Origin of the sequence: Limnomicrobium aquaticum (genome assembly GCF_040545545.1) — a bacterium.
In the GTDB taxonomy this organism is placed as follows: domain Bacteria; phylum Pseudomonadota; class Alphaproteobacteria; order Rhizobiales; family Rhizobiaceae; genus Ensifer_A; species Ensifer_A aquaticum.
In genome coordinates this window covers 16,110-42,498 of record NZ_JBEPMB010000009.1, presented here as the reverse complement: position 1 = coordinate 42,498, position 26,389 = coordinate 16,110, and the positions used below count along the sequence as shown (strand labels likewise).

Here is a 26,389-nt window from a genome sequence, read left to right as displayed (position 1 = left end):
GGGAGAAGGGGTGGAGCCGCAACGCCGCCGGACCTCCTCTCCCCTTGGGGAGAGGGTCGCCGAGCGGAAGCGGAGGCGGGGTGAGGGGCCTTCTCAACGACAATTGAACACACGCAAAGAAAGGGGAATGACATGACGAAATCCAGACATTTCACCATCGTCGGCGGCGGCCAGTCCGGCCTGCAGCTCGGCATCGGCCTGCTGAAGGCCGGCCACGAAGTCCGCATCGTGCAGAACCGCACCGGTGATGACATCGAGAAGGGCAAGGTGATGTCCAGCCAGTGCATGTTCGATCAGGCGCTGCAGAACGAACGCGACCTCGGCATCAATTTCTGGGAAGCCGAATGCCCGACGGTTGACTCCATCAGCTTCACCGTGCCTTCGCCGGATGGCGGTGGCGCCAAGGCGATCGACTGGAACGGCAAGCTCGATCACGCCGCGCAGAGCGTCGACCAGCGCGTCAAGATTCCGCGCTGGATGCAGGAATTTGTCCGTCAGGGCGGCGAGATGATCATCCATGACGCCGGCATTGAAGATCTCGAAAACTATGCCAAGCAGAGCGATCTCGTCATCGTCGCCGCCGGCAAGGGCGATATTGTGAAGATGTTCGAGCGCGACGCCACCCGCTCGCCCTTCGACAAGCCGCAGCGCGCGCTGGCGCTCACCTATGTCAAGGGCATGGAAAAGCGCCCCGACCATTCGGCCGTCAACTTCAACCTCATCCCGACGGTCGGCGAATATTTCACCTTCCCGGCGCTGACGACCACCGGCCCCTGCGACATCATGGTGTTCGAAGGCATTCCCGGCGGCCCGATGGACTGCTGGAAAGACGTCAAGTCGCCGGAAGAGCATCTGGCGAAGTCCAAGTGGATCCTCGAGACCTTCACGCCCTGGGAAGCCGAGCGCTGCCACAATATCGAACTCACCGACGATAACGGCATCCTCGCCGGGGCCTTCCCGCCCACGGTGCGCAAGCCTGTCGGCCGCCTGCCCTCCGGCGCCATCGTTCTCGGCATGGCGGACGCCGTCTGCCTCAACGACCCGATCACCGGCCAGGGCTCCAACAACGCCTCCAAATGCGCCAAGGCCTATATGGACGCGATCCTCGCCCACGGCGACCGCGCCTTCGACGAGGCCTTCATGGTCGCGACCTTCGAAGCCTACTGGTCTTATGCCCAGTTCGTCGTCGGCTGGACCAACGCGCTCCTGATGCCGCCGCCGCCGCATGTGTTGAACATCATGGGCTCGGCACAGGCCTATCCGGACCTCGCCAAGCGCATCGCCAACGGCTTCAACGACCCCCGGGACTTTTTCCCCTGGTTCGCCGTCCCGGAAGAGGCGGACGCCTACCTTACACGGCTCGCCGCGTAAGGCTCTCCTCTCTGGACACAAGCGAACCCTTGGCCGCGTTTCGACGCGGCCTTTTTTGTTGTCTCAGTCCCCGGACTCCGTCGCGAAATCGGATGACCCGTTGCGGCCGGCGATGCGCCGCGACCGCGAAATCCCGGTCAATGAAATCACAAACAGGAGGCCTGCTGCGACCATGAACAGCCAGCCGGCGATGGCCTGATAGGCCACGACGCCAAGAACGCCGCCCAGCAGGAACGCGGAAATCGTATAGAGATGCAGGCGCAGCTTCGAGCGGTTATGCGCCGCATCCGTTTCGCGATCGCGCCCGCGCAGGATATCGAGTGCGATGCCGAGTTCGATGCCGATATCGGTCGCCATGCCCGAAACATGTGTGGTCCGCACACGGGCATCGGAAATCCGCGTCACCACGGCATTCTGCAGGCCCATGAGAAAGGCCAGGCCCAGCACGACAACCGGTGTGCGCCAGGCCTCGAGCAGCCAGAGATCGGCGCAGCCGAGCAATGCAAGCAGAATGGCTTCCGTCAACACGCTGTAGGCGTAGATGCCATGGATATGCCGCCGCCGCCCGGTGTTGATCAGCAGCGTCGAGACACAGGCCCCGAAGATGAACGCGAAGACGATGCTGAAATAGAAGAGCGCGGATTGCCACTGGCCGATGGCGAGATGATCCGAGAGGGTCGAGACATTCCCGGTCATGTTCGCGGAAAAGAAGCCCACCGAGTAAAATGCCGCCGCATTGAGCGCACCTGCCGTTCCGGCCAGCGTCACCGCGAGGTTGAGATCAACGCGTTCATCACGGGCTTGGCCTTGCTGCAAGAGCATGCGGTGTTCTTTCTCGGCGACTTCAAAGGATCATCGGCGCATACACCCGTTGGGGGTGGGTCGCAATGTTGATGTGGGGCGAAAAATGAGGTTCGGAAGGGGCGCCCTATGCCTTATCTACGCCGCCGCCCACAAGTGCATGCGGGGAGTGGCCAGCACCTATCTTACACAGCTCGCGGCGAAAGGGTTTCCTCCCGTGGTAAGGCGAACGCTTCGCCGCGTATCAGCGGTTTTATATGCGCGAAACTCTTGTAATTTCTTCTCCAAATGTCATCGTGAGCTGAAATAGGGGAGGGTCGGTGCAATGAGCCGCCGCAAATCCAACGTAAAGCCTAGCATCTTCGGAATGACCAACTCACGGGATTTCTTGAACAAACTAGAAGGCGACTTTGCTGATTGGAAAAAGGATCCGGGCTCGTCGAGACTGGCGCTCAATTGTGTGCTTACAGCCTATCATATGCATGATTGGGTATGGAGTGACTGGCTAAAGGAAGACGCCAGCCTCCAGTCAAAGCTAGCACTGCATGATAAAAATAGCTTTCAGAAATGGCTGTTTAGAACTTGCGTTTGGTTTCATTGGGTTGAAGAACTCGCGAACGGTACGAAACATTTCGGCCGTCCGAAATCCTTTGAAGCTTTAAAGGTTAGCGCCCTGCCGTTCGCTTTTGATAAAGCCGACGCAGGTTTTGATAGTGGTTCTTGGGACGGACCCATGCCGTATATGACGGGCGATAACGCTGTTCTTCTCATTGACAACGGCGAATCAGCTGGTGAGCTTCGCTGGATGCCTTTAGGCCAACTGCTTGATGTAGTCGTCAGGTTTTGGAACGACTTCTTTCTTCTGTACGCACCTGCACATTTGAATGAAGAGAACTTTTTAGTACAAGCTAGCACTCTAACTGAGAACGATGTCAGGCTAGTAATGCAGGCAAGCGTGGAAACCGACAAGCCTTACAATCTCGCAGACATTCCCGAGTTGGAAGAACAACAATTGACAGGGACTCGGAGCTGACAAACATGCCCGCCGTCATCCTCGGGCTTGTCCGAGGATCTGCTAAAGAGGCCAAGCAAACGACGTTGCAGCAGGAATTCGGCGTGGGCAGATGGTCGGGACAGGCCCGACCATGACGGCGGAGGGTAGAGCCTCCGTCACGCCTCAGCACTCACCGCGGCAGCCTCCTATGTGTCGCGGCCGTCCGTGCCACCTGCTCGTAAATCCCCGTCAGCAGATCCAGCGTTTCCGTCGCATCTTCCAGCCGCTTGCCGAGGTTCGGCACGGATTGAACGGCCTTGACCAGAAGCGAGGCGCGGATGTCGGCGTAACGGTCGGTGACGTCGCGGCCGGCCTGGGTGACGGTGTAGGTGACGCCGGCGCGGCCGCTGCCGGTGCGCTCGACAAGGCCCGCGCCGATGAGCTTGCGCAGGCTGTATTGCATGTTGGGAATGTCCTCGCGGTTGGACAGGCGGGCGATGTCCTTCAGCGTTTTCGGCCGGTCATTCATGCGGATGATGTGCAGCATGGCGTTTTCCGGGCCGCTCGCGGTCAGGTCGAGAACGGTGGCGAGACATTCCGTCTGCCAGCGGCCGAAGGCCTCGAAGGTGCGCATCAACGCATATTCCAGCTCGGCGACATCCATTTCTCCCCGTGTGCGCGCCAGATGCCAGTGCCGGTCGAGGCCGCTGTCCTTCTCCCCATCGGCTCCCTTGCCGGCATTCCCGCTCTTGTCCTGCATGTCCCGCTCCTGCAACCGACTCATGACCCCGACATTAACCGCGCCACGGCGGCGGCTCCAAGGGCCTGCCGGCGCGCGCGGAAAAATAGCGGTTCGCGAATTTGACCGTTGACAAAGTTTAGACTTCAAATAAACTTTCTATCGTAAATTCTAACAAATCTTCTGGGGAACTACCATGACAGAGAACTCGATGTTCGCTGAAGGCCAATTCGTGCTCGGAACCTTCGCGTCCAACTGCTCCGGCGGCATGTCCGTCACCAAAGTGCCCGAGCGCTGGGTCAATTCCTGGGACAACAATCTGAAGCTCGCCCGCCTGCTCGACGATGCCGGCATCGACTTCATGCTGCCGATCGCCCGCTGGATCGGCTATGGCGGCGAGACCAATTTCCATGGCGGTGTGCTGGAAACCATGACCTGGGCGGCCGGGCTTCTGGCCAGCACGCAGAACATCAATGTGTTTGCCACCATCCACACGGCGGCCAACCACCCGGCCGTCGTTGCCAAGCAGATCGCCACCATCGACCAGATCAGCCGGGGCCGCATCGGGCTCAACATCGTCGCCGGCTGGAACGAGCCGGAATACAAGGCGCTCGGCCTCGATCTGCCCGCCGGCCACGAAGAGCGCTACGCCTATGCGCAGGAGTGGTTCGACGTCATCAAGGCGCTATGGTCGCGCACCGAAACCTTCGACTGGGACGGCGCGTTCTTCAAGCTGAAGGGCATCCTCGGCGACCCGCGCCCCTCGCGCAAGGTGCCGATCCTGAATGCCGCAGGCTCCGGCGAAGGCCGGGCGTTCGCGGTGAAGAATGCCGATTTCCTCTTCACGCCCGCCATCGATCTCTCCCGCTCGGGCGAAGAGATTGCGGCCCTGAAGCAGCAGGCCCGCGACGTTGGCAAGAAGGTGGGCGTGCTCACCTTCAGCCATGTCGTCTGCCGTCCCACGGAGAAAGAAGCGAAGGACTATCTGCAGCATTTCGGCCAGGACAATGCCGATTGGGACGCCGTCGACAATCTCGTTCGGCTGCAGTTTGCGCACGCGCATTCCTTCCCGCACGATCTTCTCGCGCTGATCCGCGACCGCATGGCCGCCGGCCACGGCGGCTTCCCGCTGGTCGGCACGCCGGAACAGGTGGCCGAGGGGCTGATCGCGCTCCACAAGGCCGGCTTCAACGGCACGACGCTTTCCTTCGTCGACTATGCGCAAGAGTTCCCCTACTTCCGCGACACCGTGCTGCCGATGCTGGAAAGCGCGGGTATTCGGCGGGCTGTGACCAAGGCGGCTAAGGCTGCCTGAGGCTGCAGCGTGTGCCCCACCCACCACCGTCATCCCGGCCTTGAGCCGGGATCCAGCTGCGCGATGTCTATCGCGCAAGAGGACTCTTTAAGGAAGGGCCTTCCAGCCCGCAGACGCGGGCTGACTGGATGCCGGATCAAGTCCGGCATGACGGAGGAGAGGGGACGTCTTCAATCTGAAGCGGCAGAGTTTGAGGCACAGCCCCCTCCCCAACCCTCCCCACAAGGGGGAGGGAGAGTGACCGTCGTGCCTAGGGGTGCCACGCGTCGAACCTGAGAGCGCCTCGTCCGTGTCCTCCGCCATGGGGCAGGTCGGTGCCACGAGTCGTCTCCCCCCTTGTGGGGGAGATGGCCGGCAGGCCAGAGGGGGTCTTTTTGCCGACTTGCGCCAGACCAAAACCCGTCACGACAAACACCCACGTCCAGAAAAGAATAGGGGACCCACCATGAAACTCACCAACCACGACATGTCCGACACCTTCCGCCAGGCCATGCGCAGTTTCGCCGGCAATGTCAGCGTCATCACGGTGGGGGAGGGCGATGAGCGCTCCGGACTGGTCGCGACCTCCACCGTCTCGCTCTCCGTCGAGCCCGCGACGATGCTCGTCTGCGTCAATCGCAGTGCATCGTCCTGGCCGCTTTTCGAACGCTATCGGCACTTCGGCGTGAACGCGCTCCGGCCCGACCAGAAGGCGATTGCCGAGCGGTTCAGCGGCAAGGGCGGGGTGAAGGGCGCGGAGCGCTATGCGCTCGGGACATGGCGCAAGGGCGAGACCGGTGCGCCGCTTCTGCAAGGCGCTGCGGTCGCCATCGACTGCGAGATCCAGGACATGATCGAGTGGACGACCCACTCCATCCTCATCGGCCGCGTGCGCTCGGTGGCGATCGGCGATGCCAGCGCGGCGCTGGTCTACTGGCAGGGCGACTACCGGCCGCTGACAGCGGAAAATCGCGTCGTTTCAGGCGTTTGAACAAACCTCTCCGACAGGATGACTGGGCGGCATTTTTTGCTTGACGCTTAAAGCATCTCTGGATACTTTAAACTTAAAATAAATTCTGGAATGAAGGGAACGCGAAAATGCGCATCGTTTGCATCGGCGGAGGCCCGGCTGGCCTCTATTTCGGACTTCTGATGAAGAAGCTTCATCCCGCCCACGACATCACCGTGGTCGAGCGCAACAAGCCCTATGACACGTTCGGCTGGGGCGTCGTCTTCTCCGACCAGACCATGCAGTCCATGCGCGTCTGGGACCCGGAAAGTGCGGCCGAAATCGAGGACTCGTTCAACCATTGGGACGATATCGAACTGCTCTTCAAGGGCACGCGACAGCGCACCTCCGGCCACGGTTTCGTCGGCATCGGCCGCAAGAAGCTGCTCAATATCCTGCAGGCCCGCTGCGAAGCGCTGGGCGTCGAACTCAAGTTCGAGACGGATGTCGATAGCGATCTCGATTTCCCGGATGCCGATCTCGTCATTGCCTCGGACGGTCTCAATTCCAAGATCCGCAACAAATATGCGGAGATCTTCCAGCCCGACATGGTGGTGCGCCCGAACCGCTATATCTGGCTCGGCACCAACAAGCTCTACGACGCCTTCACCTTCGATTTCCGCAAGACGGATCACGGCTGGTTCCAGGCGCATATCTACAAGTTCGACGACAAGACCTCGACCTTCATCGTGGAGACGACGGAAGAGGCCTATCAGGCCCACAAGCTGGGTGAGATGTCGCAGGACGAGTCGATCAAGTTCTGCGAAGACCTCTTCGCCGAAAGCCTCGAAGGTTCGTCGCTGATGACCAATGCCCGCCACCTGCGCGGCTCGGCCTGGCTGAATTTCAGCCGCCTCATCTGCGGCAAGTGGAGCCATTTCAACGGCAATTCGCATGTCGTGCTGATGGGCGACGCCGCCCATACCGCCCATTTCGCGATCGGCTCGGGCACCAAGCTCGCCATCGATGACGCCATCGAACTCGCCAACCAGTTCAACATTGCCGGCCATGGCAAGGATGCGATCCCCGGCGTTCTCTCGAGCTACGAGGAAATCCGCCGCGTCGATGTCGCCCGCATCCAGAATGCGGCGCGCAACGCCATGGAATGGTTCGAGGTCGTCGGTCAGCGCTATGCCGACACGCTGGAGCCGGAACAGTTCATGTATTCGATGCTGACCCGCTCGCAGCGTATCAGCCATGAAAATCTGCGCCTGCGCGACAAGACCTGGCTTGAAGGCTACGAGCGGTGGTTTGCCGCCAGGCAGGGCCTCAATGTCCAGGAGGGCGAGCGCTGCCTGCCGCCGATGTTCACGCCTTACAAGGTGCGCGGGCTCACGCTGCCGAACCGCATCGTCGTCTCGCCCATGGCCATGTATTCGGCCAGGGACGGTCTGCTCGATGACTTCCACATGGTGCATCTCGGCAGCCGTGCGCTCGGCGGTGCGGGCCTCGTGTTTGCCGAAATGACCTGCGTGTCGCCCGATGCGCGCATCACCCCCGGCTGCCTTGGCATCTGGAACGATGAACAGATGGAAGGCTGGAAGCGGCTTGTCGCCTTCATTCATGGCAATTCCAATGCCAAGGTCGCCATGCAGCTCGGCCATGCGGGTCGAAAAGGTGCGACCAAGGTCGCCTGGGAAGGCATCGACCAGCCGCTGGAAAGCGGCGACTGGCCGCTCCTCTCGGCCTCGGCGCTGCCTTACCTCAAGCACAGCAAGGTGCCGAAGGCGATGGACCGGGCCGACATGGATCGCGTCAAGGCCGATTTCGTCGCCGCCACGAAGCGCGCGGTTGAGGCCGGTGTCGACTGGCTCGAATTCCACGCCGCCCACGGCTATCTCCTGTCCAGCTTCCTGTCGCCGCTGACCAACCGGCGTGAGGACGAATATGGCGGCAGCCACGAGAACCGGGCGCGCTATCCGCTGGAAGTGTTCCGCGCCGTGCGCGACGCCTGGCCGGCCGACAAGCCGCTCTCGGTGCGCCTCTCCTGCCATGACTGGTTCGAGGGTGGCAACACGCCGGACGATGCCGCGATCTTCGCCCAGATGTTCAAGGATGCCGGCGCCGACCTCATCGACTGCTCGTCGGGTCAGGTGTGGAAGGAAGAACAGCCGGTCTATGGCCGTCTCTTCCAGACACCCTTCTCCGACAAGATCCGCAACGAGATCCATGTTCCGACCATTGCAGTCGGCGCGATCTCGGAAGCCGACCATGCCAACTCCGTCATCGCCGCCGGTCGCGCCGACCTCTGCGCTGTCGCCCGCCCGCATCTGGCAGACCCCGCCTGGGCGCTGCACGAGGCGGCCAAGATCGGCCTGAAGAGTGTCGCATGGCCCAAGCAATATGTGTCGGGCAAGTATCAGTACGAGGCGAACCTCGCCCGTGCGACCGCTCCGGCGAAGTGAGGCTGACGTGGCCCGCGCGCTTGAAAACAGGCACGTTCTCGTCACCGGCGCCGGCAGCGGCATCGGGGCGGCCATTGCCCGCAGACTTGCGGGCGAGGGCACGCTGCTGACGCTGGCCGGCCGCCGCGCCGAGCCGCTGGAGGCTCTGGCCGCCGAGCTTGGTCTTGACCGGACGCTGGCCGTCTCCGGCGTCGATGTCACCGATCCGGCAGCCATTGCGCGCGGTTTCGAGGCGGCGCGGGCGAAATTCGGCCCGGTCTCCATTCTCGTCAACAATGCCGGCGAGGCCCCGAGCGCGCCGTTCGAGAAGACCGGGCTCGACCTTTGGGAAAAGGTCATCGGCGTCGACCTGACGGGCGTGTTCAATGTGACGAAAGCGGCGCTTCCGGATCTGAAAGCCTTCGGCCAGGGCGCGCGCATCGTCAACATCGCCTCGACGGCGGGGCTTACGGGCTATGCTTACGTCTCGGCCTATTGCGCCGCCAAGCATGGCGTTGTCGGGCTCACACGGGCGCTGGCGCTGGAACTGGCGAAAACCGGCGTGACGGTGAATGCCGTCTGCCCCGGCTTTACCGATACGCCGATCATTGCCCGCTCGGTGGAGGCGATTGTCGCCAAGACCGGCCGGACGGCGGAACAGGCGATGACCGAATTCACCAAACACAATCCGCAAGGCCGGCTGGTTGATCCTGCCGAGGTGGCCGACACGGTCGCCTGGCTTTGCGGACCGGCAGCACGGTCGATCAACGGTCAGGCGATTGCGGTCGCCGGCGGCGAAGTGCTGGCGGGCTGACAGATAAGAAACCTGAGAGGGAACGAGATGCCATTCAAGATATCCAAGCCGATGCGCTTCGGCGATTGCGACCTGACCGGGATCGCCTATCACCCGGCCTATCTGTCCTATCTGGTGGACGTCAACGAGGCGATGTTTGCCTCCTTCGGCATCACCTGGAAGGAGATCATGTTCGAGCGCCGTCTCGGCCTGCCGACCGTGACCATGAACCTTCAATTCATCAAGCCGGCCGTTTATGGCGACGTTCTGGACTTCTCCGTCCATGTCCGCGCCATCGGCCGCTCGTCGCTGGACCTCGAGACCGATGTTCGCGTCGGCGAGGACATGATCTGGACGGTGCGCCAGCGCATCGTTCTCACCTCCACAGAAGACCACAAATCCCGCGCCTGGCCGGACGATATCCGCGCTGGCCTCACACGCTATCTGGAGCCAAAAGATGCTGCATGAAATTATTCAACCCGATGGCTGGGCCAAGCCCGTCGGCTATTCCAACGGCATTTCCGCGCGCGGCCGTATCGTGCAGGTCGGCGGTCAGGTCGGCTGGGACGAGAACTGCCTGTTCCACTCCGACGACTTCGTCGATCAGGTCCGCCAGACGCTGATCAACATCGTCAGCGTGCTGGAAAAGGCCGGTGCCAAGCCCGAACACCTGATCCAGATGACCTGGTATTTCACCGACCGCGAGGCCTACAAGTCGCGCATGAAGGAAATCGGCGCGGCCTATCGCGAGATCATCGGCCGGCATTTCCCGCCGATGGCAGCCGTTCAGGTCGTCGCGCTGATGGAAGACCGCGCCAAGGTTGAAATCCAGGCGCTCGCCGTCGTTCCGGATTGAGGAATACATTCCATCCCCGTGGAAATGCAGAAACCACTCAAATCCCAGGAGGAAACCATGTCCAATACCGTCATGCCCGTCATCACCCGCAAGGGCCAGGAAGACAAGAATACCGGCCAGTCCGGCGGCTGCATCCGCATTTCGGGCGTCGGCCCGCAGCACACGCCCGCCACCAAGATCTGGTTCGGCAAGGTCTCCAACGATCCGGGCTACCGCTCCTATCCGCACCACCATGGCGAAGCCGAAACCGGCGGCTATGTGCTGAAGGGCAAGGCGCGCATCTATTTCGGCGAGAACTGGCAGGAATATCTCGACATGGAAGAAGGCGACTTCATCTTCGTGCCGCCCTACTGGCCGCATATCGAGGTCAACATGTCGACCACGGAAGAGCTGGTCTGGATGACCACGCGCACGCCGGACAATATCGTCATCAACCTGCCGGACGTGGACGATTCGATCCTCGTCGGTTTCCGGCGCGCCTGATGAAGCTCCTGCGTCATGGCCCGGCGGGCGCCGAGAAGCCCGCCCTTGTGGATAGCGACGGCAAGATCCGCGACCTCTCGGGCCTTGTCGCCGATATCGGCGGCGATGTCCTTTCAGATGCGGGCCTTGCCCGCATCGCCGCCGCTGACTTAAAGACCCTGCCGGAGGTTTCCCCCGGCAGGATCGGTCCCTGCGTGGCCGGCACACGCAAGTTCATCTGCGTCGGCCTCAACTACAGCGACCATGCGAAGGAAACCGGGAAAGCGCCGCCGGAAGAGCCGATCCTCTTCATGAAGGCGACCAGCGCCATCGTCGGCCCGAATGACGAGGTGGAAATTCCGCGCGGCTCCGTCAAGGCCGACTGGGAAGTCGAACTCGGCATCGTCATCGGCACACGGGCGAAATATGTCAGCGAAGACAAGGCGCTCGACCATGTCGCCGGCTATTGCGTCGTCAACGACGTGTCCGAACGCGCCTTCCAGTCGGAGCGCGGGGGCCAGTGGACGAAGGGCAAGAGCCACGACACGTTCGGCCCCATCGGCCCGTATCTGGTCACGCGCGACGAGGTGCCGGACCCGCAGAACCTTGCGCTCTGGCTCGATGTCGACGGCGTGCGCCGCCAGACCGGGACCACCGCCAACATGATCTTCGGTGTGCGCCATCTGGTGAGCTATATCAGCCAGTTCATGACGCTGGAGCCGGGCGACATCATCGCCACCGGCACGCCGCCGGGCGTCGGCCTCGGCATCAAGCCGGAACCGGTCTTCCTCAAGGTGGGCCAGGTCATGACGCTCGGCATCGAGGGTCTGGGCGACCAGCGCCAGCAAACCATTGAAGCGAAGGACTAAAGCCATGAGCGATTTTGCAGGCAAGCTTGTCATCGTCACCGGCGGCGCGCGCGGACAGGGCGCGGCGGAAATCCGCCTCTTCGCCTCGAAGGGCGCGGCGGTCATCATCGCCGACGTTCTCGTGGACGAAGGCGAGGCGCTGGCGGCGGAACTGACGAAAGAGGGCAAGGAGGCCCGCTTCATCCGCCTCGATGTGACGGACCCGGCCAGTTGGGCCGCCGTCATCGATCTGGCGAAATCGTGGAAGGGCCGGCTCGACGTGCTGGTCAACAATGCCGGCATCATCAACCGGACGCTGGTCGAGACCACGTCGCTCGAAGCCTGGGAACGGGTGCTGCGCGTCAACCTCACCGGCTCCTTCCTCGGTATCCAGGCGGCAAGTCCGCTGATGGCGGAGACCGGCGGCGGCGCGATCGTCAACATCTCGTCCAACAGCGGCTATTCCGGCCATTACGACCCGGCCTATACGGCGAGCAAATGGGGCCTTCGCGGCCTGACCAAGAGTGCTGCCATGGAGCTTGCACCGAAGAATATCCGCGTCAACGCCGTCTGCCCCGGCCTCGTCGTCACCGGCCTCAATGCGGCGAGCCCGCATCTGAAGCCTATGATCGGCATCACGCCGCTCAAGCGCGCCGGCAAGCCGGAAGAGATCGCCGATCTCGTCTTCTTCCTGTCGTCTGACGCATCGAGCTTCATCACAGGCGAAGACTTCGTCATCGATGGCGGCTTCACCGCGGGGGCTGCCTATCGTCGCGTGGCCACCGAAACGGGCATCTTCGCGGAATAGCTGTATCGGCAAGTGCCCGATTGGGTTTCAACCTGGAGGCCGGTGCGGAGTACCCGCGCCGACCTCGCCGCATTTCGTGCGGGTGATACGCAACTTATAAGAGATTTCGCGAGTGCGGATTTAGCAAATCGAAAGGATTATAAGGCAGGAGTAGCACCCAGAAAATATTGAAATTTTTGGGCGACTGATGCTCTCGACCGATTTTTTCAGGGTAGACGTTGCGACCGGCCGGGCCGCGTCGCAGGTGCGCGCCTCGCAAGAGCGCTCCTGGATGCCGTTCCTGATCGTCGTCAATGTCTATACGCTGGGCGCCGGCGTTCTTTATCCAGACATCTTCTGGCCCATGGTGGTTACAACCATGTCGGAAATGTTCGCCTTTTCACTCGCCTTCATCGTTCTGGTCGTGTGTTTCGAAGGGCTGATCAAGGCCCCGGATCGGCCGATTGAGGCGCTGAGGGAGAGGCTTGCGCGCCGGGGACGCTTCATCGTCGGCGGCCTCTTCATGTTCATTCTCGGCCTGAGCGCCTATTCGACCTACAAGATCAATATTCCGACCGTCGTTCCCTTTTACGCCGACCCGTATCTGGCGGAAATCGACCGTTTCCTCTATGGCCGCAACGCCTGGCGCCTGATGCATGAAGTGCCGCCGCAGGTTGGCCTGGTGGTCGACTTCTTCTACACCCGCGTCTGGCCGGCCGTTCTGCTTTTCGGCATGCTGAGCGGGCTGATCTTTGTCGATGGCGCACGGCTGCATCGCTATGCGTGGGGCCTGTTCTTCGTCTATGCCGTTCTGGGAACGGTGCTGGCGACCCTGTTCGCCTCCGTCGGTCCGATTTTCTACACGGACTTCTATCCCCATGCGCCGCAGTTCATCAACCTGAAGCCGGCGATCCAGGGCAACCCCTACATCAGCAACATTCTGGGCTATTCAGGCTATCTGCTGGATGCCTATCGCGGCAAGCAGCTGGCCTTCGCGGCGGGCATTTCCGCCTTCCCGAGCGTTCATGTCGCCGTCGCCACGCTTTCGGCCTGGTTTCTGTCGGGCTTCGGACGCCGCTGGGCCATGCTGGGCTGGAGCCATGCGGTCATCATCCAGTTCGGTTCCATCTATAGCGGCTGGCACTATGCCATCGACGGGGACGTCTCCCTGATCCTCGTCAGCGCATTCTGGATCGCGCTCAGCCGATTTTACGGCCTGCCACTGATGCCAGACACCTCGCGGCGCGGGCCATGAGACCCTGGAGCACGTCCAGCAAAAGTGCGTCAGCGGTTTTGCGTTCGGACTGCGAAAAAACAAAGAGATAGAGCATTTCAGGTGATCCGGTTTTCATCGGAAATGCTCCAGCGCCAGCCGCCGCAGAGGCGGTCCCTTGCTTACTGGCCGGTTTTCATCTGCGTCCAGAGCCGGGTGGTGATGCGCTGCTCCTTCGGGCCCGAGGGCGTGATGGCGAAGAGGCGCTTGAAGGTTTCTTCATTCGGATAGACGGACGGGTTCTTGATGATCGCCTCATCGATGAATTTCTGCGAGGCGAGATTGCCGTTGGCCGACTGTATGAAGTTGGACGACCTGGCGATGACCTCCGGCCGCATCAGGTAGTTGATGAAGGCATGCGCCTCCTCCACATGCTTCGCGTCGGCCGGGATCGCGAGATTGTCGAAGAAGACGGATGTGCCCTGTTTGGGGATCACGTAGCCGACGTTCACGCCGTTCTTGGCCTCCGTGGCGCGATTGCGGGCCTGAAGCACGTCGCCGGACCAGCCGATCGAAATGCAGATATCGCCATTGGCCAGATCGTTGATGTAGGAAGACGAATTGAAGGTGCGGACATAGGGCCTGATCTTCGCGAAGACGGCGGCGGCGGCCTCAAGATCGGCCTTGTCCTTGCTGTTCGGGGCCTTGCCGAGATAGTTCAGCGCCACCGGCAGGACTTCATCCGGCGAATCCACGATATTGATGCCGCAGTCCTTCAGCTTGGCGGCATTTTCCGGCTTGAAGAGGATATCCCAGTTGTCGAGAGGCACATCACCCAGTGCGGCCTTCACCTTGTCTATATTGTAGCCGATGCCGGTCGTGCCCCACATGTAGTTGACGGCATGGGCGTTGCCGGGGTCGTATTGGGCGAGCCGGGTCATGATGTCGGGCCACATGTTGGCAAGGTTCGGCAGCTTGGACTTGTCGAGCGTCCGAAACACACCGGCCTGGATCTGGCGGGCGAGGAACGGGCCGCTGGACACCACGACGTCATAGCCGGAGCCGCCGGTCAGCATCTTGGTTTCGACGATTTCGTTGGAATCGTAGGTGTCGTAAACAACCTTGATCCCGGTTTCTTTCGTGAAATCCGTCAGGATCGTCGCGTCGATATAGTCCGACCAGTTATAGACATTGACGACCCTGTCCTCGGCGTGTGCCGGGACAGCCGAGAGGATTGCGAGAGGCAATCCGAGCGCAAGTTTGCTGATGATGGTCCGCATGATGGTTCCCCTGTTTGTCGGTCGAATGGACCACATGCAAGACTTGATCAAAAATCGTATTGTTCAGGAGGAGACTTCGGACATTGCCGAAGCATGAGAGGGTTGCGGCCCTGAAATCGCGGAGACACGATGGCGGCACAAACGGTCTGAAAAGTTCAACAACGGCAACGACGATTGAATTCAGTTTGAATTATCACGAAGTGAACTCCGGCCCTGACCCATTTGCAGCGAAGTAAGGGCATGTGAGAATACCATGATCCATGGGGGATGGCTGGCGCCGGGGAGCGATCTTCCGGGGCCTTTGGGCCGCAGGCTTTTCCCCTTTTCGCCAGTTCGTGAGGTTATGACTTGAACACGCAGCCGATGATGAAGGACCCGACGATCGAGGCCATGCTGGCCGGGATCAAGGCGCCGAACCTGCCGCTGGAAATGATCCGGGCGCGTGTCGCCGAGGTCTATGGCCTCACCGGAGAGTGGAAGCAGCTCGGTGGCGAGCGGGAGCAGAATTTCCGCCTCACGATAGGCGAGGGTGCGGCCTTCGTGGTCAAGATCGCCGCGCCGACCGAGCCGATGGAAAGCCTTCGTTTCCAGACGGAGGCGCTGGAGCACATTGCCAGCGTCGATCCGGGCCTCGTGGCGCCCCGTCTGCGCCGCACGCTGGCCGGCGAAGCCATGTCACACATCTTCGATAAGGAAGGCGTGAGCCATGTGCTGCGCGTGCTGACCTTCGTGAAGGGAACAATCCTTTTCGACCAGCTGCAGGAAACCGGCCGGTCACTGAACGCGGAAGACCTCATCGCGCTTGGCCGGGCCAGCGGACGGCTGGCGCGCGCCCTTCAGGGTTTTGCCGGCCGCGGCGCCTCCAGCGTCATGCCGTGGGATATCCGCAGCGGCCTGCTCTTTTCGCCTGCAGTCCACGCGCATATGCCGACCCCGATCGCGCCGCTGCTGGAAGACCTGCTGCCGCAGATTTCCGATGTGCTCTCGAACAGGCTGCCGAAGTTGCGGGCACAGGTGATCTATCACGACTTCCACGAGTCCAATGTTCTGGTGAAGCTCGACCCGTCGCTGAGCGTCGAAGGCGTGATCGATTTCGGCGACATGATCTTCGGGCCGGTTGCGCAGGATCTCGCCGTTTCCGTCGCCTCGCTCATCCACTGGACGCCCGATCCGGTCTTTGCCGCCAACTGCCTCGTGCGCGGCTATCAGCGCTTCATGCCGCTGGAACAGGATGATCTGGCGATCCTGAGAAGCCTCGTTTTGGCGCGGCTCCTGCTGCAGGTCGGTCTCGTTTCCTACCAGACGGCCGTGCATGGCCGCCAGGATGACGATCTCGAGGCACTGCAGGCGCTTTATATCCGGGCGATCCTGAAGCTTGCTGCCGTTTCCGAACCTGATTTCGTCAGGGGCGTCATGCCCTCCGTCGTGCCGACGAGCGAGGCTGTTGCCGTTTCGCCCACGGCGTCGGCACCGGCGCTGCTGGAACGCCGCCAGGCCGTGCTCGGCAGGACCTACATGTTCTACAACGAACCGCTGGAACTGGTACGCGGGCGCGGCTGCATGGTCTATGATGCAGCGGGCAAGGACTATCTCGACTGCTACAACAATGTCGCCAATGTCGGCCATTGCCATCCTTATGTGCTCGATGCGCTGACGCGGCAGGCAAGCATGCTCAACACCAATTCGCGCTACCTGCATCCGGAAATCGTGCGGCTGGGCGAACGGCTTTCGGCCACCTTGCCGGCGCATCTCGACACGCTCATCTTCGTCTGCACCGGCTCGGAAGCCAACGATCTGGCCGTGCGCATGGCGCGCATGATCTCGGGCAACGAGGGCGTGGTGGTGACCGAGAACAGCTATCACGGCAATACGACGACGGTCACGCCGCTATCGCTGATCGACTACGACATCAAGGACAAGCCGAGCTGGGTCGAAACCGTGCCGCCGCCGAACCTCTATCGCGGGCTTTACGGCCAAGACGTCAACGATGCCGGCCGGAAATATGCCGACCATGTCACGGCTGCCGCCGAGGCGCTCGCGGCCAGGGGTCCGGGCATGGCCGGCCTGATGATCGATTCCATCTTCGACGCCAATGGCGCACTGGTGCCGCCGCCGGATTACATGCAGCTGGCTTACGAGGCGGCGAAGAAGGTCGGCGCGCTGGTGATCGCGGACGAAGTGCAGATGGGCTTTGGGCGCTCGGGTACGCATATGTGGGGCTTTGAGGCTTTTGGCGTCCAGCCCGATATCGTGACCATGGGCAAGCCGATGGGCAACGGCCATCCGGTCGCGGCCGTCGCCACCCGGCGCGAGATCGCCGAAGCGGTGCAGAAACAGACCGGCTATTTCAACACATTCGGCGGCAACACGGTGTCGGCGGCTGTCGCAAACGCCTGTCTCGATGTGCTGATCGGCGAAGACCTGCAGGGCAATGCGGCGCGCAGCAGCGCATGGCTGATCAAGGAACTCCACGGCCTGATGCAGCGGCACGAGATCATCGGCCAGATCCAGGGCCGCGGTCTCTTCCTCGGCGTCGAACTGGTGACGGACCGCACCACAAAGGGGCCGGCCAAGTATGCCGCGCGCTGGGTGCGCGAGCGTATGAAGGTGCTCGGTGTCCTCGTCTCCTCGACGGGGCCGCACGGGAATATTATCAAGATCCGGCCGCCGCTCGTCTTCAGCCTCGCCGATGCGGCGCGTTGCGTGGACGCGCTGGATCGGGCGCTCAGCGAGGTGCCGGCGGACCTGCGTTCCGCCGCCGCCTGACGGAGCACCCCGAGATTGAGAATAAAAAAAGGACCGGCGGGGTTTGAAACCCTCGCCGGTCCTTCGTTTTTCCGGAGCGGTCACTTGCCCGAATTGACCATCAGGCAGAGGATCGTATGCAGCACCTGCGCGGCGATCTGCGCGGTGTTGGTGGTGGAGTCGTATTGTGGCGCAACCTCGACCACGTCGCCGCCGACAATGTTGAGCCCGTCGAGGCCGCGCAGGATCTGCAGGACTTCGCGCGGCATCAGGCCGCCCACTTCCGGCGTGCCGGTGCCCGGCGCAAAGCCCGGGTCGACGCTGTCGATATCGAAGGAGACGTAGGTCGGGCCGTTGCCCACGAGTTCGCGCGCCTTGGCGATGATCTGCGGCAGCGAGTGTTCGTTGATCTCTTCGGCATGGACGACAGTCATGCCGCTCTCATAGGAGAATTCCCAGAGATATTCGGCCGGTCCCCGAATGCCGATCTGGATCGTGCGGCGCGGATCGAGAACGCCGTCGAGAACGGCGAGGCGGAACGGGCCGCCATGCTGGAACTTGGTGCCCTCATAGGGGCCGGACGTGTCGCAATGGGCGTCGATATGGATGAGGCCCACCGGCTCCTTGGCGCCAACCGCCTTGAGGATCGAGGAGGTGATCGAATGGTCGCCGCCGACGCTGAGCGGGCGCACGCCGGCGCCCACGAGGCGGCGATAGAAGGCCTCGATATCGGCATGGCATTGGGCGAGATCGAAACGGCTCTGCAACGGCACGTCGCCGATATCGGCAACCTTGGCCCTGGTGAGCGGCGAGACCTTGAGAACATGGTCATAGGGACCGATGCGTTCGATGGTGCGAAGGGCGCGCGGGCCGAAGCGGGTTCCGTTGCGATTGGTGACGCCGAGATCCATCGGAACACCGAGAAGGGCGATGTCGAGGCCGCCGAAGTCGTCGGAGTTCGCCGCATCGGGCATGGCAGGCGCATCGAGCAGGGTCGGAATGCCGGCAAACGGCCATTTGCGCTTGTCGCCGCCGGAGAACTGAGCCTCCGCCACCTGCTTGAAAAGCGGATCGAAAATGTCGCCGCCGGCCGCGTTGCCGTATTTCTTGCGTAGTGCGTCAAGATGCGCCTGGTCTGTCATCGCGAAGTCTCCTGCCTGTTTGACCCCACCTTAATCGCGCGCAAGCGCGCTTTAATTCGGATTATTGCGAAGTGAAGCGCGGACTTCTCCCACTGTATTCAAGGTGCGCCATCGCCGACCCTTGGACGCAACGGGAATGCCGAGAAGAACGGGAACGGCCGTCCGCATTTCATCAGAGGCTCGACTGGAGGAAACCCGCGCCATGACAACCCGAACTTTCGCCGCGACACTGGATGTTTCCACCGCCATGATCGACCGCGACGCTTGCGTCTTCATCGACGGTTCCTGGCGCAAGGGCGAGGGTGCGGCCGCGATTTCGGCTGTCGATCCTTCGACCGGCGAGGCTTTCGCGCAATTCAAGCCAGCCTCAGCGGCGCAGGTGAACGAGGCCGCCGAGGCTGCCACGCGGGCCTTTGCGAGCTGGGGCAAGATGGGTTCCGCGAAGCGCGCCGGATACCTGCGGGCCTTTGCCGAGGGTTTGAGGGCGCGCAAGGCCGAACTCGTCCATCTGCAGATGCTCAACAACGGCAAGCCGCGCTTCGAGGCCGAAATCGACGTGGACGATGCGGCCGCCACCTTCGACTACTATGCCGGCCTTGCCGACCAGCTCGATGCGGACCAGGGTCGCCCGGTCGATCTGGGGATGGACGGTCTGGCAGGCGCGACCTATGCCGAACCGCTGGGCCCCGTCGCGCTCATCGTCGCCTGGAACTTCCCCATGGTCACGACCGCGTGGAAGCTGGCCCCGGCGCTTGCCGCCGGCTGCACGGCGGTGCTGAAGCCGTCCGAATTCACGACACTTGCCGAACTCGTCTATGGCGATCTGGCACTGGAGGCAGGCCTGCCCGCCGGTGTGCTCAACATCGTTCCGGGCGCCGGAGACGTCGGCGCGGCACTCTCCGAAAACCGCCGCTTCCGCAAGATTTCCTTCACCGGCTCGAATGCCACCGGCGCCCGCGTCATGACAGCCGCCGCGGCGCGTGCCGTCCCCGTTTCGCTGGAGCTTGGCGGCAAATCGCCGCTGATTGTTCTGGAAGATGCGAACATTGCCGAAGCCGTCGATATCGCAGCGGCCGGCATCTTCTTCAATTGCGGCCAGATGTGCTCGGCCACCTCGCGCCTCTTTGTAGCGGACAAGATCGCCGACGATTTCATCGCCGCCCTTGTCGAGAAGGCCGGCAGGCTGACCGTCGGCGGCTATGACAATCCGGATGCGGAAATGGGTCCGCTCACCACCGCGCCGCAATTTGCCAAGGTGAAGAGCGTTTTCGCTCAGGCGCAGGCGGACGGGATTGAGTGCCTGACGGGCGGCAAGGCTGTCGAAGGCGGCAGAGGCTATTTTGTCGAGCCCACCATCTATCGCAACGTGCCGCAGGATCATGCCATCTGGCAGGAGGAAATCTTCGGGCCGGTTCTGGCTCTGCGCAGCTACGCCACCGTCGAAGAGGCAATTTCCCTTGCCAACGATACAAGCTTCGGCCTTGCGGCAACCGTCGTCGGCACGGATAGACAGGCGGCCGCTGCCGTGGCGCGTCGGATTGAAGCCGGCCATATCTGGGTCAACACGATACAGGTCATCCCCCCGAACACGGCCTGGGGCGGGTTCAAGCGCAGCGGCATTGGCCGCGAGTTGGGTCCATGGGGGCTTTCGGCCTATCAGGGCATCAAGCATATCACGCAAGCCGCCTGACCGCTTGCTCCGCCTTGCACATTCTGGCACAGAGCAGGCGTCGCCATCGGCGCCGGCCTGATCGCAGCCCGGCCTTCGAAGGGGCGGACGTGCTGCAGGAGTTGCGGATGCAGAAGACGGAGACCATCGCCCGAAGCCCGATCTCGATCGACAATATCGATATCCGCCTCATCCGGATCTTTATCCGCGTGGTCGAAGCGGGCGGCCTGTCGGCTGCGCAGACCGATCTCAATCTGTCGCTGTCCACCATTTCGGAAAAGATCGCAGCGCTGGAACAGCGGCTCGGCGTGACGCTGTGCAAGCGCGGCCGCGGCGGCTTCCAGCTTACCGAAAGCGGTCGGATGATCTTCGACGAATGCCAGCGGCTCACCGGCTCGCTCGACCAGTTCAGCCGCAAGGTGGCCGGCTTCCGCTCCAATCTCGGCGGCACGCTGTCCATCGGCATGCTCGACAACATGATTTCCGATCCTGCCTCTCCCATTTCGGCCAGCATTGCCAGTCTGGTGGACGCCGCACCGGCCCTGCAATTCCAGCTTGAAGTCCGCTCGCCGGGCGAATTGCTGCGCGATCTGGTCGCCCGCAAGCTCGATGTCGCGATCGGCAGCTTTCCGCGCATGGCGCTGGGTCTTGCCTATCTCGATCTCTATGAGGAAACCCACAATTTCTATTGTGGCGCGGGCCATCCGCTGTTTGCGCAGCCGGACGAGCGCATCGGCATCGATGAGGTGCGCACGCACCGGATCATCGGGCGGAGCTACTGGGCGGCGCGCGACATCAAGATATTCGCCATCGCGAGCCCCCATGCGACCGTGTCCAACATGGAAGCCGAGGCGATGCTGATCCTGTCGGACAGTTTTCTGGGCTATCTGCCGGACCATTATGCGGCGCAATTCGTCGCGGCGGGCCGCATGCGTCCCGTCCGGCCAAAGCTCTTTTCCTACAAGGCGAAGTTCCAGATCGCCACGACCGAAGACTGGAAAAGCCGCCCCACCGTGCGCCTCTTCGTTGAGATCATCTCGAAGCTGGCAAGCGAGCGCGGGGCACAGGGGCGGCCGCCCAAGGGGCAGACGGCCGCCGTTACGGAATAGCGATCACAGGATCGCGGGAACACTCGCCCCGGACATGAGATCGCCAAGCGCAGTCTCCACCCTTGCTGTCCAATGCGCATTGTCCGTCAAGGCTTCGGGAAACAGGCCGGGGAGCGAAAAGAGCGCCCGCGACACGCTGACGGCGCTTGTGTCAGTTGCGCCAAGCGCCGCAGCGATTTCGCCGGCGCGGGGGTCGCGCAGCTCGTAAGGCTTGCCGTCCCGATCGATGCCCATCGCGTAGCGCATCCAGCCGGCCACCGCGATGGCGAAGGTTTCCGCATCCTCGCCGCGTGCCAATGCCTCCATTGCCGGCTGCAGCAGCCGCTGCGGGAGCTTCTGTGTGCCGTCCATGGCGATCTGGTAGGTGCGGTGTGCGATGGCGCGGTTTTCGAACCGGGCGATCAGGGCGCGGGCATAATCGTGGAAATCGATGCCTGCGAGCGGATCGAGCGTTCTGGCCGCTGCCTTCATGTGGCGTTCCGCGAGCGATTTCAGGCCCGCATCCTGCATCGTGTCACGGATGAATTCGTGACCGGCGATGAAGCCGAGGTAGGCGAGCAGCGAATGCGCGCCGTTCAGCATGCGCAGCTTCATCTTCTCGTAGGCCGAGACGTCCGAAACCATCAGCGCTCCGGCTTCTTCCCAGGCGGGGCGGCCGTCAACGAAGTGATCCTCGATCACCCATTGCGAGAAGGGTTCGGTCTCGATGGCCGCGCGGTCGGCGTGGCCTGTGAGGCGCTGCGCATCCGCATAGGTCTCGTCGGTGCTGGCCGGCGTGATACGGTCGACCATGGTGGAGGGGAAGGGGACGCTCTCCTCGATCCAGCGGCGCAGAGCCGGGTCGACGCGGTCGGCAAATTCCAGCACCAGCCGCTTCAACACCGCGCCATTGCCCGGCAGATTGTCGCAGCTGAGCGGCGTGAAAGGGTTCAGACCCTGCGCCCGGCGCGCAGCGAGACCGGCGACGATATATCCGATGACGCCGCGCGGATGGGTGGGATTGGCGAGATCGGCGGCGATATCGGGATGGGCAAGATCGAGGCCGCCGGTGCGCGGGTCGAGCCCGTAGGCCTTTTCGGTCACGGTCAGGCTGACGATGCGGATGGCGGGATCGGCGAGACGCTTCAGCAGGCCGGCAGGATTGCGGGACGCCGCATGGGCTTTGCTGATCGAGCCGATGACCCGCGCAGTGGTGCCGGCCGTGTCGCGCGTGAGCAATGTGTAGAGCCCGTTCTGCTCGTTCAGATGATTGACCACATCGGTGCTGCGCAGGCTGACGGCTTCGATGCCCCAGCGATTGTCCTTCGCCAGCACATCGTCGGTGTAGACGGCGAGATGGGCACGGAAGAACGCGCCCGGCCCGAGATGCAGGATGCCGGCGGTGAGCGCATCGCGGCGATAGGCCGGACGGATGACGGAGGCGGGGAGGCCGTCCAGATTCTGCAGGCGTGTCGTCACAGCTTGTAGGCCTTCTTCGCATTGGCGTAGCAGAGATCGTGGGCGACGATTTCCGCTTCCTGGCTCGTCATCCGGTGCTCGGTGACGAGACCTGAAAGGTAGCGGCAGACTTCACGACGCCAGACATCGTGCCGCGCCGGGATCGACAGAAGTGCCCGCGTATCGTCGTTGAAGCCGGCGAGATTGGCAAAGCCGGCCGTCTCCGAGACCTGATCGAGATAGCGGCGAATGCCGGCGGGGCTGTCATGGAACCACCAGGGCGGGCCGATCATCAGGCATGGCCAATAGCCGGCCATGGGGGCCAGCTCGCGGGCATAGGTCGTTTCGTCCAACGTGAAGAGCAGGATTTTCAGCCCCGGCGCGTGGCCGTGCTTTGAGAGAAGCGCGTTCAGCCCGCCGACCCAGTCGGTGCGGCCGGGGATATCGGCGCCCATGTTCGGACCGCGTGTGGCGAAGAGGGCGGCATCGGTGTTGCGACGCGAACCGGCATGAATCTGCATGACCATGCCATCTTCGGCGGAGAGCCCTGCCATTTCCGTCAGCATCTGCCCCCGGAAAAGTTCGGCATCCGCAGAAGAGAGCGGCCCCTTCAGCGCCTTGTCGAGGAGCGCCTGCTTCTCACCCGGTGCGAGATCGGCGGTGAAGGCAGACGGCACGCCGTGGTCGGTCGCGGTTGCTCCGAACTGGCGGAACCAGGCGCGGCGGTTGCGATGGGCGGCAATCATGCCGTCCCAGCGGGTGACGTCCTCGCCGGTCATTTCACCGAGCTTGATGAGGTTGTCGCGAAAGCCGGGCGCGTCCGGATCAGTCACGCTGTCGGGGCGATAGGTCGTGCGCACCTTGCCGATCCAGCCGTCGGCGGCGAGCCTCTGGTGATGGGGGAGCGTATCGAGCGCGCCTTCGGTCGTCGCAATCGTCTCGATGCCGAAGCGGGTCAGCAGGGCACGCGGGCGGAATTCGGGCGTTGCAAGCTGGGCATTGATATGGTCGTAGAGCCGGTCGGCGTTCTGAGGTGTCAAAGCCTCGTCGCAGCCGAGAACGGCGGACATGGCATGATCGACCCAGAGGCTCGAGGGCGTGCCGCGAAACAGCGAATATTGCGCTGCAAAGGCTCGCCAGATGTCACGCCCCTTCGCCACCGGCTTGCCATCGAGCCGGGGCACGCCGAGATCGTCGAGCTTGACGCCGACGCTGTTGAGCATGCGGAAGAGATAGTGATCCGGGATCACCAGAAGGGCCGAGGCGTCCTCAAAGGCCGTGTCATTGGCAAACCATGACGGCTCCGTGTGGCCATGCGGGCTGACGATGGGCAGGTCGCTGACCGTTTCATAAAGGTCACGGGCGACCGTGCGGGTGGCGGGGTCGGCCGGAAAGAGCCGGTCGGGATGGAGAATGCCGTTCTTGCTATTCATGTTGTTCTTCACTTCTGGGCCTCAGTTCGGGACCACGCCGAGCGCGTAGAGAATGCCGCGCAGTTCCGCGAGCCCGCGCATGCGGCCGATGGCCGGATAGCCGGGGGTGACGGTCTTCGCCAGATCGTCGAGCATCCGGTGGCCGTGGTCGGAGCGGAAGACCATCTGCGAGGCGGCGTCACGCTTGCGATCCTCGGCGACGAGTTCCTTCAGAACCGCCACCATGTCGACATCGCCCTCCAGATGCGCGCTCTCATGGAAGGAACGGCCATCGCCCTCGCGCTTTGTGGCGCGCAGATGCACGAAATGGATGCGTTCCGCAAAGCGTCGGGCGATGGCCGGCAGGTCGTTGTCGGCGCGCACGCCAAGGCTGCCGGTGCAGTAGCACATGCCGTTGGCCGGCGAGGGCACGGCATCGAAGAGGGCTGCGTAGTCGTCGGCAGTCGAGGCGATGCGGGGCAGGCCGAAGAGCGGACGCGGCGGATCGTCGGGATGCAGCGTCAGCTTGACGCCGCGCGCTTCCGCCGCCGGCGTGACGGCTTCCAGGAATTCGACAAGATGCTGGCGCAGTTTCGCGGCATCTATGCCGGCATATTGCGCGAGCTTGTCGCGGAAGCCCGGCACGGTCATCGGCTCGGTCGTGGAGCCGGGAAGGGCCGAGGTGATGATGCGGGTGATCTCGGCGATCTCGGCTTCGCTCATTGCCTCATAGACGGCGCGGGCGCGGGCGCGATCCTCGGGTGAATATTCGGCCTCGGCACCGGCGCGCTGCAGGATATGGAGATCGAAGGCCGCATAGCGTTCCTGGTCGAAGCGCATGGCGGTCGCGCCGGTCTCGATTTCATAGTCGAGTTCGGTGCGTGTCCAGTCCACCACGGGCATGAAATTATAGCAGACGATGGGGATATCGCAGGCGGCGACGGCTTCGAGGCTCGCGATCCAGGCCTCGATCTCTGACCTGGCCTTGCCGCCCATGCGCTTGACCGCATCCGGGATCGGAATGCTTTCGACGACCGACCACGTGAGCGGCGAACGCCCAGCCGGCGTCGTCTCGATCAGCGACTTGCGTTCGGCAACCTCGGCCTCAGTCCAGACCCTGCCGATCGGAACCTGATGCAGCGAGGACACGATATTCGTCGCGCCCGTCTGGCGCACCTCGTCCAGCGTGACCGGCGCTTCCGGCCCGAACCATCTCCAACCCTGCCGCAATGTCGTCTCCTCCTGCCGTTCGGCCTGCCTGCCTTAAAATGTTAGAATATGCTTACCGGAAGTAATCCGGGTGTTTCAGCCGCAATTCCGCGACATCGGGAATGACGGCGTTGAGGTGATGCAGGATCGCCGACTTGGCGCTTTCAGCGTCATGCGCTGCAATTGCATCGCGGATGACCACATGTTCCTGGATGACCTTGTCCATGCGCCCGAGGATGGGCAGCGTGATGCGCCGCGCGCGGTCGATCTGCACCTTCACCGATTTGAGGATCGTCCAGATGCCCGGATAGCCGGCGATCTGGGTGATTGCCTCATGAAAAGCCTCGTCTTCCTCGTGGAAGCCGGACGTGTCGCCGAGCGCCGCGCGCATGCGCTGGCGGGTGATGATGGCGTCCAGCCGTGCAATCGCGCCGGCATCGGCAATTTCGGTGGCTCGCTCCACGGTGGTCGATTCCAGCGCCTTGCGCACCACCACGGCTTCGGGAATGGCCGAGACCGGTATGCGGGACACGACGGTGCCCGACTGCGGATAGATATCGACCAGCCCGCCCTCCGAAAGGCGCAGCAGCGCTTCCCGCACCGGCGTGCGGCTGACGCCGAACTCCTCGGCGATCTTCTTTTCCTGCAGGGCCATGCCGGGCGGCATTTTCAGCGACAGGATATCGGCATGCAGCCGCTCATAGATGGCGCGCGCCGTGGTCACGCGCACAAGGCCAACGGGCCTTCTCGCTGAGGAAGTGTCGTCAAGAGTGGGAACGAGTTCGTTCTGTGGCATCAAGGGGCTCTGTTGACAGGGTTAAGTGTACTAGTATAT

Annotated in this window: 23 protein-coding genes; 15 read left to right on the top strand and 8 right to left on the bottom strand. The window is 62.7% G+C overall.

Annotation, left to right across the window (positions count from 1 at the left end):
• The first annotated feature begins 132 nt into the window (after positions 1 to 132).
• On the top strand, positions 133 to 1,371 hold the full coding sequence (locus ABID16_RS20315) for a styrene monooxygenase/indole monooxygenase family protein (RefSeq protein WP_354558196.1): 1,239 nt from the start codon (positions 133 to 135) through the stop codon (positions 1,369 to 1,371).
• Between the two features lie 63 nt (positions 1,372 to 1,434).
• Here ABID16_RS20315 and ABID16_RS20310 read toward each other — a convergent pair whose 3' ends face one another.
• Positions 1,435 to 2,193 (bottom strand): YoaK family protein, encoded by a 759-nt coding sequence (locus ABID16_RS20310; RefSeq protein WP_354558195.1) that lies wholly within the window; start codon positions 2,191 to 2,193, stop codon positions 1,435 to 1,437.
• 304 nt (positions 2,194 to 2,497) lie between these two features.
• On the opposite strand from ABID16_RS20310, the gene ABID16_RS20305 reads away from it, so the two are divergent.
• Positions 2,498 to 3,205 (top strand): hypothetical protein, encoded by a 708-nt coding sequence (locus ABID16_RS20305; RefSeq protein ID WP_354558194.1) that lies wholly within the window; start codon positions 2,498 to 2,500, stop codon positions 3,203 to 3,205.
• 151 nt (positions 3,206 to 3,356) lie between these two features.
• On the opposite strand, the gene ABID16_RS20300 is transcribed toward ABID16_RS20305, so the two are convergent.
• Positions 3,357 to 3,926 carry a winged helix DNA-binding protein gene (locus ABID16_RS20300; protein ID WP_354558193.1) on the bottom strand — a complete coding sequence of 190 codons (570 nt, stop codon included), beginning with the start codon at positions 3,924 to 3,926 and terminating at the stop codon, positions 3,357 to 3,359.
• Positions 3,927 to 4,101: 175 nt separating this feature from the next.
• Here ABID16_RS20300 and ABID16_RS20295 point away from each other — a divergent pair, with 175 nt between their 5' ends.
• The 10 genes from ABID16_RS20295 (at position 4,102) to ABID16_RS20250 (ending at position 13,593) form a co-directional block, all read left to right on the top strand.
• Entirely contained in the window at positions 4,102 to 5,220 is a 1,119-nt protein-coding gene (locus tag ABID16_RS20295; RefSeq protein WP_354558192.1) for an LLM class flavin-dependent oxidoreductase, read from the top strand.
• A 445-nt stretch (positions 5,221 to 5,665) separates the two neighbouring features.
• Positions 5,666 to 6,190 carry a flavin reductase family protein gene (locus tag ABID16_RS20290; protein WP_354558191.1) on the top strand — a complete coding sequence of 175 codons (525 nt, stop codon included), beginning with the start codon at positions 5,666 to 5,668 and terminating at the stop codon, positions 6,188 to 6,190.
• A 107-nt stretch (positions 6,191 to 6,297) separates the two neighbouring features.
• Positions 6,298 to 8,613 (top strand): bifunctional salicylyl-CoA 5-hydroxylase/oxidoreductase, encoded by a 2,316-nt coding sequence (locus ABID16_RS20285; protein ID WP_354558190.1) that lies wholly within the window; start codon positions 6,298 to 6,300, stop codon positions 8,611 to 8,613.
• A gap of 7 nt (positions 8,614 to 8,620) precedes the next feature.
• Positions 8,621 to 9,406, top strand: a complete 786-nt coding sequence (locus ABID16_RS20280) for an SDR family NAD(P)-dependent oxidoreductase (RefSeq protein WP_354558189.1) — start codon at positions 8,621 to 8,623, stop codon at positions 9,404 to 9,406.
• A 27-nt stretch (positions 9,407 to 9,433) separates the two neighbouring features.
• A complete protein-coding gene (locus ABID16_RS20275) occupies positions 9,434 to 9,853 on the top strand; it encodes an acyl-CoA thioesterase (RefSeq protein WP_354558188.1) in 420 nt (139 codons plus the stop codon).
• Complete coding sequence (locus tag ABID16_RS20270; protein WP_354558326.1) at positions 9,846 to 10,241, top strand: RidA family protein; 396 nt, start codon at positions 9,846 to 9,848, stop codon at positions 10,239 to 10,241. Before ABID16_RS20275 ends, ABID16_RS20270 begins: the two co-directional genes overlap by 8 nt.
• A 57-nt stretch (positions 10,242 to 10,298) precedes the next feature.
• Positions 10,299 to 10,724 (top strand): cupin domain-containing protein, encoded by a 426-nt coding sequence (locus ABID16_RS20265; RefSeq protein WP_354558187.1) that lies wholly within the window; start codon positions 10,299 to 10,301, stop codon positions 10,722 to 10,724.
• Complete coding sequence (locus tag ABID16_RS20260; RefSeq protein WP_354558186.1) at positions 10,724 to 11,572, top strand: fumarylacetoacetate hydrolase family protein; 849 nt, start codon at positions 10,724 to 10,726, stop codon at positions 11,570 to 11,572. Before ABID16_RS20265 ends, ABID16_RS20260 begins: the two co-directional genes overlap by 1 nt.
• 4 nt (positions 11,573 to 11,576) lie before the next feature.
• Positions 11,577 to 12,359, top strand: coding sequence for an SDR family NAD(P)-dependent oxidoreductase (locus ABID16_RS20255; protein WP_354558185.1), 783 nt, complete (start codon positions 11,577 to 11,579; stop codon positions 12,357 to 12,359).
• A gap of 187 nt (positions 12,360 to 12,546) precedes the next feature.
• Positions 12,547 to 13,593, top strand: coding sequence for a phosphatase PAP2 family protein (locus tag ABID16_RS20250; RefSeq protein WP_354558184.1), 1,047 nt, complete (start codon positions 12,547 to 12,549; stop codon positions 13,591 to 13,593).
• A 140-nt stretch (positions 13,594 to 13,733) separates the two neighbouring features.
• Here ABID16_RS20250 and ABID16_RS20245 read toward each other — a convergent pair whose 3' ends face one another.
• The gene (locus ABID16_RS20245) at positions 13,734 to 14,831 is read right to left on the bottom strand and encodes a polyamine ABC transporter substrate-binding protein (RefSeq protein ID WP_354558183.1); all 1,098 of its coding nucleotides are present in this window, start codon (positions 14,829 to 14,831) and stop codon (positions 13,734 to 13,736) included.
• 348 nt (positions 14,832 to 15,179) lie between these two features.
• On the opposite strand from ABID16_RS20245, the gene ABID16_RS20240 reads away from it, so the two are divergent.
• Entirely contained in the window at positions 15,180 to 17,597 is a 2,418-nt protein-coding gene (locus ABID16_RS20240) for an aminotransferase class III-fold pyridoxal phosphate-dependent enzyme (protein ID WP_354558182.1), read from the top strand.
• An 80-nt stretch (positions 17,598 to 17,677) separates the two neighbouring features.
• Here the strand turns inward: ABID16_RS20240 and speB are convergent, their stop codons facing one another.
• Positions 17,678 to 18,718 carry an agmatinase gene (speB, locus tag ABID16_RS20235; RefSeq protein WP_354558181.1) on the bottom strand — a complete coding sequence of 347 codons (1,041 nt, stop codon included), beginning with the start codon at positions 18,716 to 18,718 and terminating at the stop codon, positions 17,678 to 17,680.
• A 202-nt stretch (positions 18,719 to 18,920) separates the two neighbouring features.
• Here speB and ABID16_RS20230 point away from each other — a divergent pair, with 202 nt between their 5' ends.
• A complete protein-coding gene (locus ABID16_RS20230; protein WP_354558180.1) occupies positions 18,921 to 20,408 on the top strand; it encodes an aldehyde dehydrogenase family protein in 1,488 nt (495 codons plus the stop codon).
• Positions 20,409 to 20,515: 107 nt separating this feature from the next.
• The gene (locus tag ABID16_RS20225) at positions 20,516 to 21,496 is read left to right on the top strand and encodes a LysR family transcriptional regulator (RefSeq protein WP_354558179.1); all 981 of its coding nucleotides are present in this window, start codon (positions 20,516 to 20,518) and stop codon (positions 21,494 to 21,496) included.
• 3 nt (positions 21,497 to 21,499) lie between these two features.
• Here ABID16_RS20225 and ABID16_RS20220 read toward each other — a convergent pair whose 3' ends face one another.
• Genes ABID16_RS20220 through ABID16_RS20205 form a run of 4 tightly spaced genes read right to left on the bottom strand, consistent with a single transcriptional unit; the run spans position 21,500 to position 26,350 of the window.
• Positions 21,500 to 22,954, bottom strand: coding sequence for a mannitol dehydrogenase family protein (locus ABID16_RS20220; RefSeq protein ID WP_354558178.1), 1,455 nt, complete (start codon positions 22,952 to 22,954; stop codon positions 21,500 to 21,502).
• The gene (gene uxaC / locus ABID16_RS20215) at positions 22,951 to 24,366 is read right to left on the bottom strand and encodes a glucuronate isomerase (protein WP_354558177.1); all 1,416 of its coding nucleotides are present in this window, start codon (positions 24,364 to 24,366) and stop codon (positions 22,951 to 22,953) included. The genes ABID16_RS20220 and uxaC overlap by 4 nt, the downstream gene beginning before the upstream one ends.
• A 21-nt stretch (positions 24,367 to 24,387) precedes the next feature.
• Positions 24,388 to 25,575 (bottom strand): mannonate dehydratase, encoded by a 1,188-nt coding sequence (gene uxuA / locus ABID16_RS20210; protein WP_354558176.1) that lies wholly within the window; start codon positions 25,573 to 25,575, stop codon positions 24,388 to 24,390.
• Between the two features lie 52 nt (positions 25,576 to 25,627).
• Positions 25,628 to 26,350 carry a GntR family transcriptional regulator gene (locus ABID16_RS20205; protein ID WP_354558175.1) on the bottom strand — a complete coding sequence of 241 codons (723 nt, stop codon included), beginning with the start codon at positions 26,348 to 26,350 and terminating at the stop codon, positions 25,628 to 25,630.
• Between the last annotated feature and the right edge of the window lie 39 nt (positions 26,351 to 26,389).

Excerpts from the sequence above, each read along its gene's own strand:
- ABID16_RS20295 (WP_354558192.1), top strand. The coding sequence starts at position 4,102 with ATGACAGAGAACTCGATGTTCGCTGAAGGCCAATTCGTGCTCGGAACC.
- ABID16_RS20250 (WP_354558184.1), top strand. The coding sequence starts at position 12,547 with ATGCTCTCGACCGATTTTTTCAGGGTAGACGTTGCGACCGGCCGGGCC.
- ABID16_RS20205 (WP_354558175.1), bottom strand. The coding sequence starts at position 26,350 with ATGCCACAGAACGAACTCGTTCCCACTCTTGACGACACTTCCTCAGCG.
- ABID16_RS20300 (WP_354558193.1), bottom strand. The coding sequence starts at position 3,926 with ATGCAGGACAAGAGCGGGAATGCCGGCAAGGGAGCCGATGGGGAGAAG.
- ABID16_RS20315 (WP_354558196.1), top strand. The coding sequence starts at position 133 with ATGACGAAATCCAGACATTTCACCATCGTCGGCGGCGGCCAGTCCGGC.
- ABID16_RS20260 (WP_354558186.1), top strand. The coding sequence starts at position 10,724 with ATGAAGCTCCTGCGTCATGGCCCGGCGGGCGCCGAGAAGCCCGCCCTT.
- ABID16_RS20245 (WP_354558183.1), bottom strand. The coding sequence starts at position 14,831 with ATGCGGACCATCATCAGCAAACTTGCGCTCGGATTGCCTCTCGCAATC.
- speB (WP_354558181.1), bottom strand. The coding sequence starts at position 18,718 with ATGACAGACCAGGCGCATCTTGACGCACTACGCAAGAAATACGGCAAC.
- ABID16_RS20230 (WP_354558180.1), top strand. The coding sequence starts at position 18,921 with ATGACAACCCGAACTTTCGCCGCGACACTGGATGTTTCCACCGCCATG.
- ABID16_RS20310 (WP_354558195.1), bottom strand. The coding sequence starts at position 2,193 with ATGCTCTTGCAGCAAGGCCAAGCCCGTGATGAACGCGTTGATCTCAAC.
- ABID16_RS20290 (WP_354558191.1), top strand. The coding sequence starts at position 5,666 with ATGAAACTCACCAACCACGACATGTCCGACACCTTCCGCCAGGCCATG.
- ABID16_RS20255 (WP_354558185.1), top strand. The coding sequence starts at position 11,577 with ATGAGCGATTTTGCAGGCAAGCTTGTCATCGTCACCGGCGGCGCGCGC.
- ABID16_RS20305 (WP_354558194.1), top strand. The coding sequence starts at position 2,498 with ATGAGCCGCCGCAAATCCAACGTAAAGCCTAGCATCTTCGGAATGACC.
- ABID16_RS20285 (WP_354558190.1), top strand. The coding sequence starts at position 6,298 with ATGCGCATCGTTTGCATCGGCGGAGGCCCGGCTGGCCTCTATTTCGGA.
- uxaC (WP_354558177.1), bottom strand. The coding sequence starts at position 24,366 with ATGAATAGCAAGAACGGCATTCTCCATCCCGACCGGCTCTTTCCGGCC.
- ABID16_RS20275 (WP_354558188.1), top strand. The coding sequence starts at position 9,434 with ATGCCATTCAAGATATCCAAGCCGATGCGCTTCGGCGATTGCGACCTG.
- ABID16_RS20265 (WP_354558187.1), top strand. The coding sequence starts at position 10,299 with ATGTCCAATACCGTCATGCCCGTCATCACCCGCAAGGGCCAGGAAGAC.
- ABID16_RS20225 (WP_354558179.1), top strand. The coding sequence starts at position 20,516 with ATGCAGAAGACGGAGACCATCGCCCGAAGCCCGATCTCGATCGACAAT.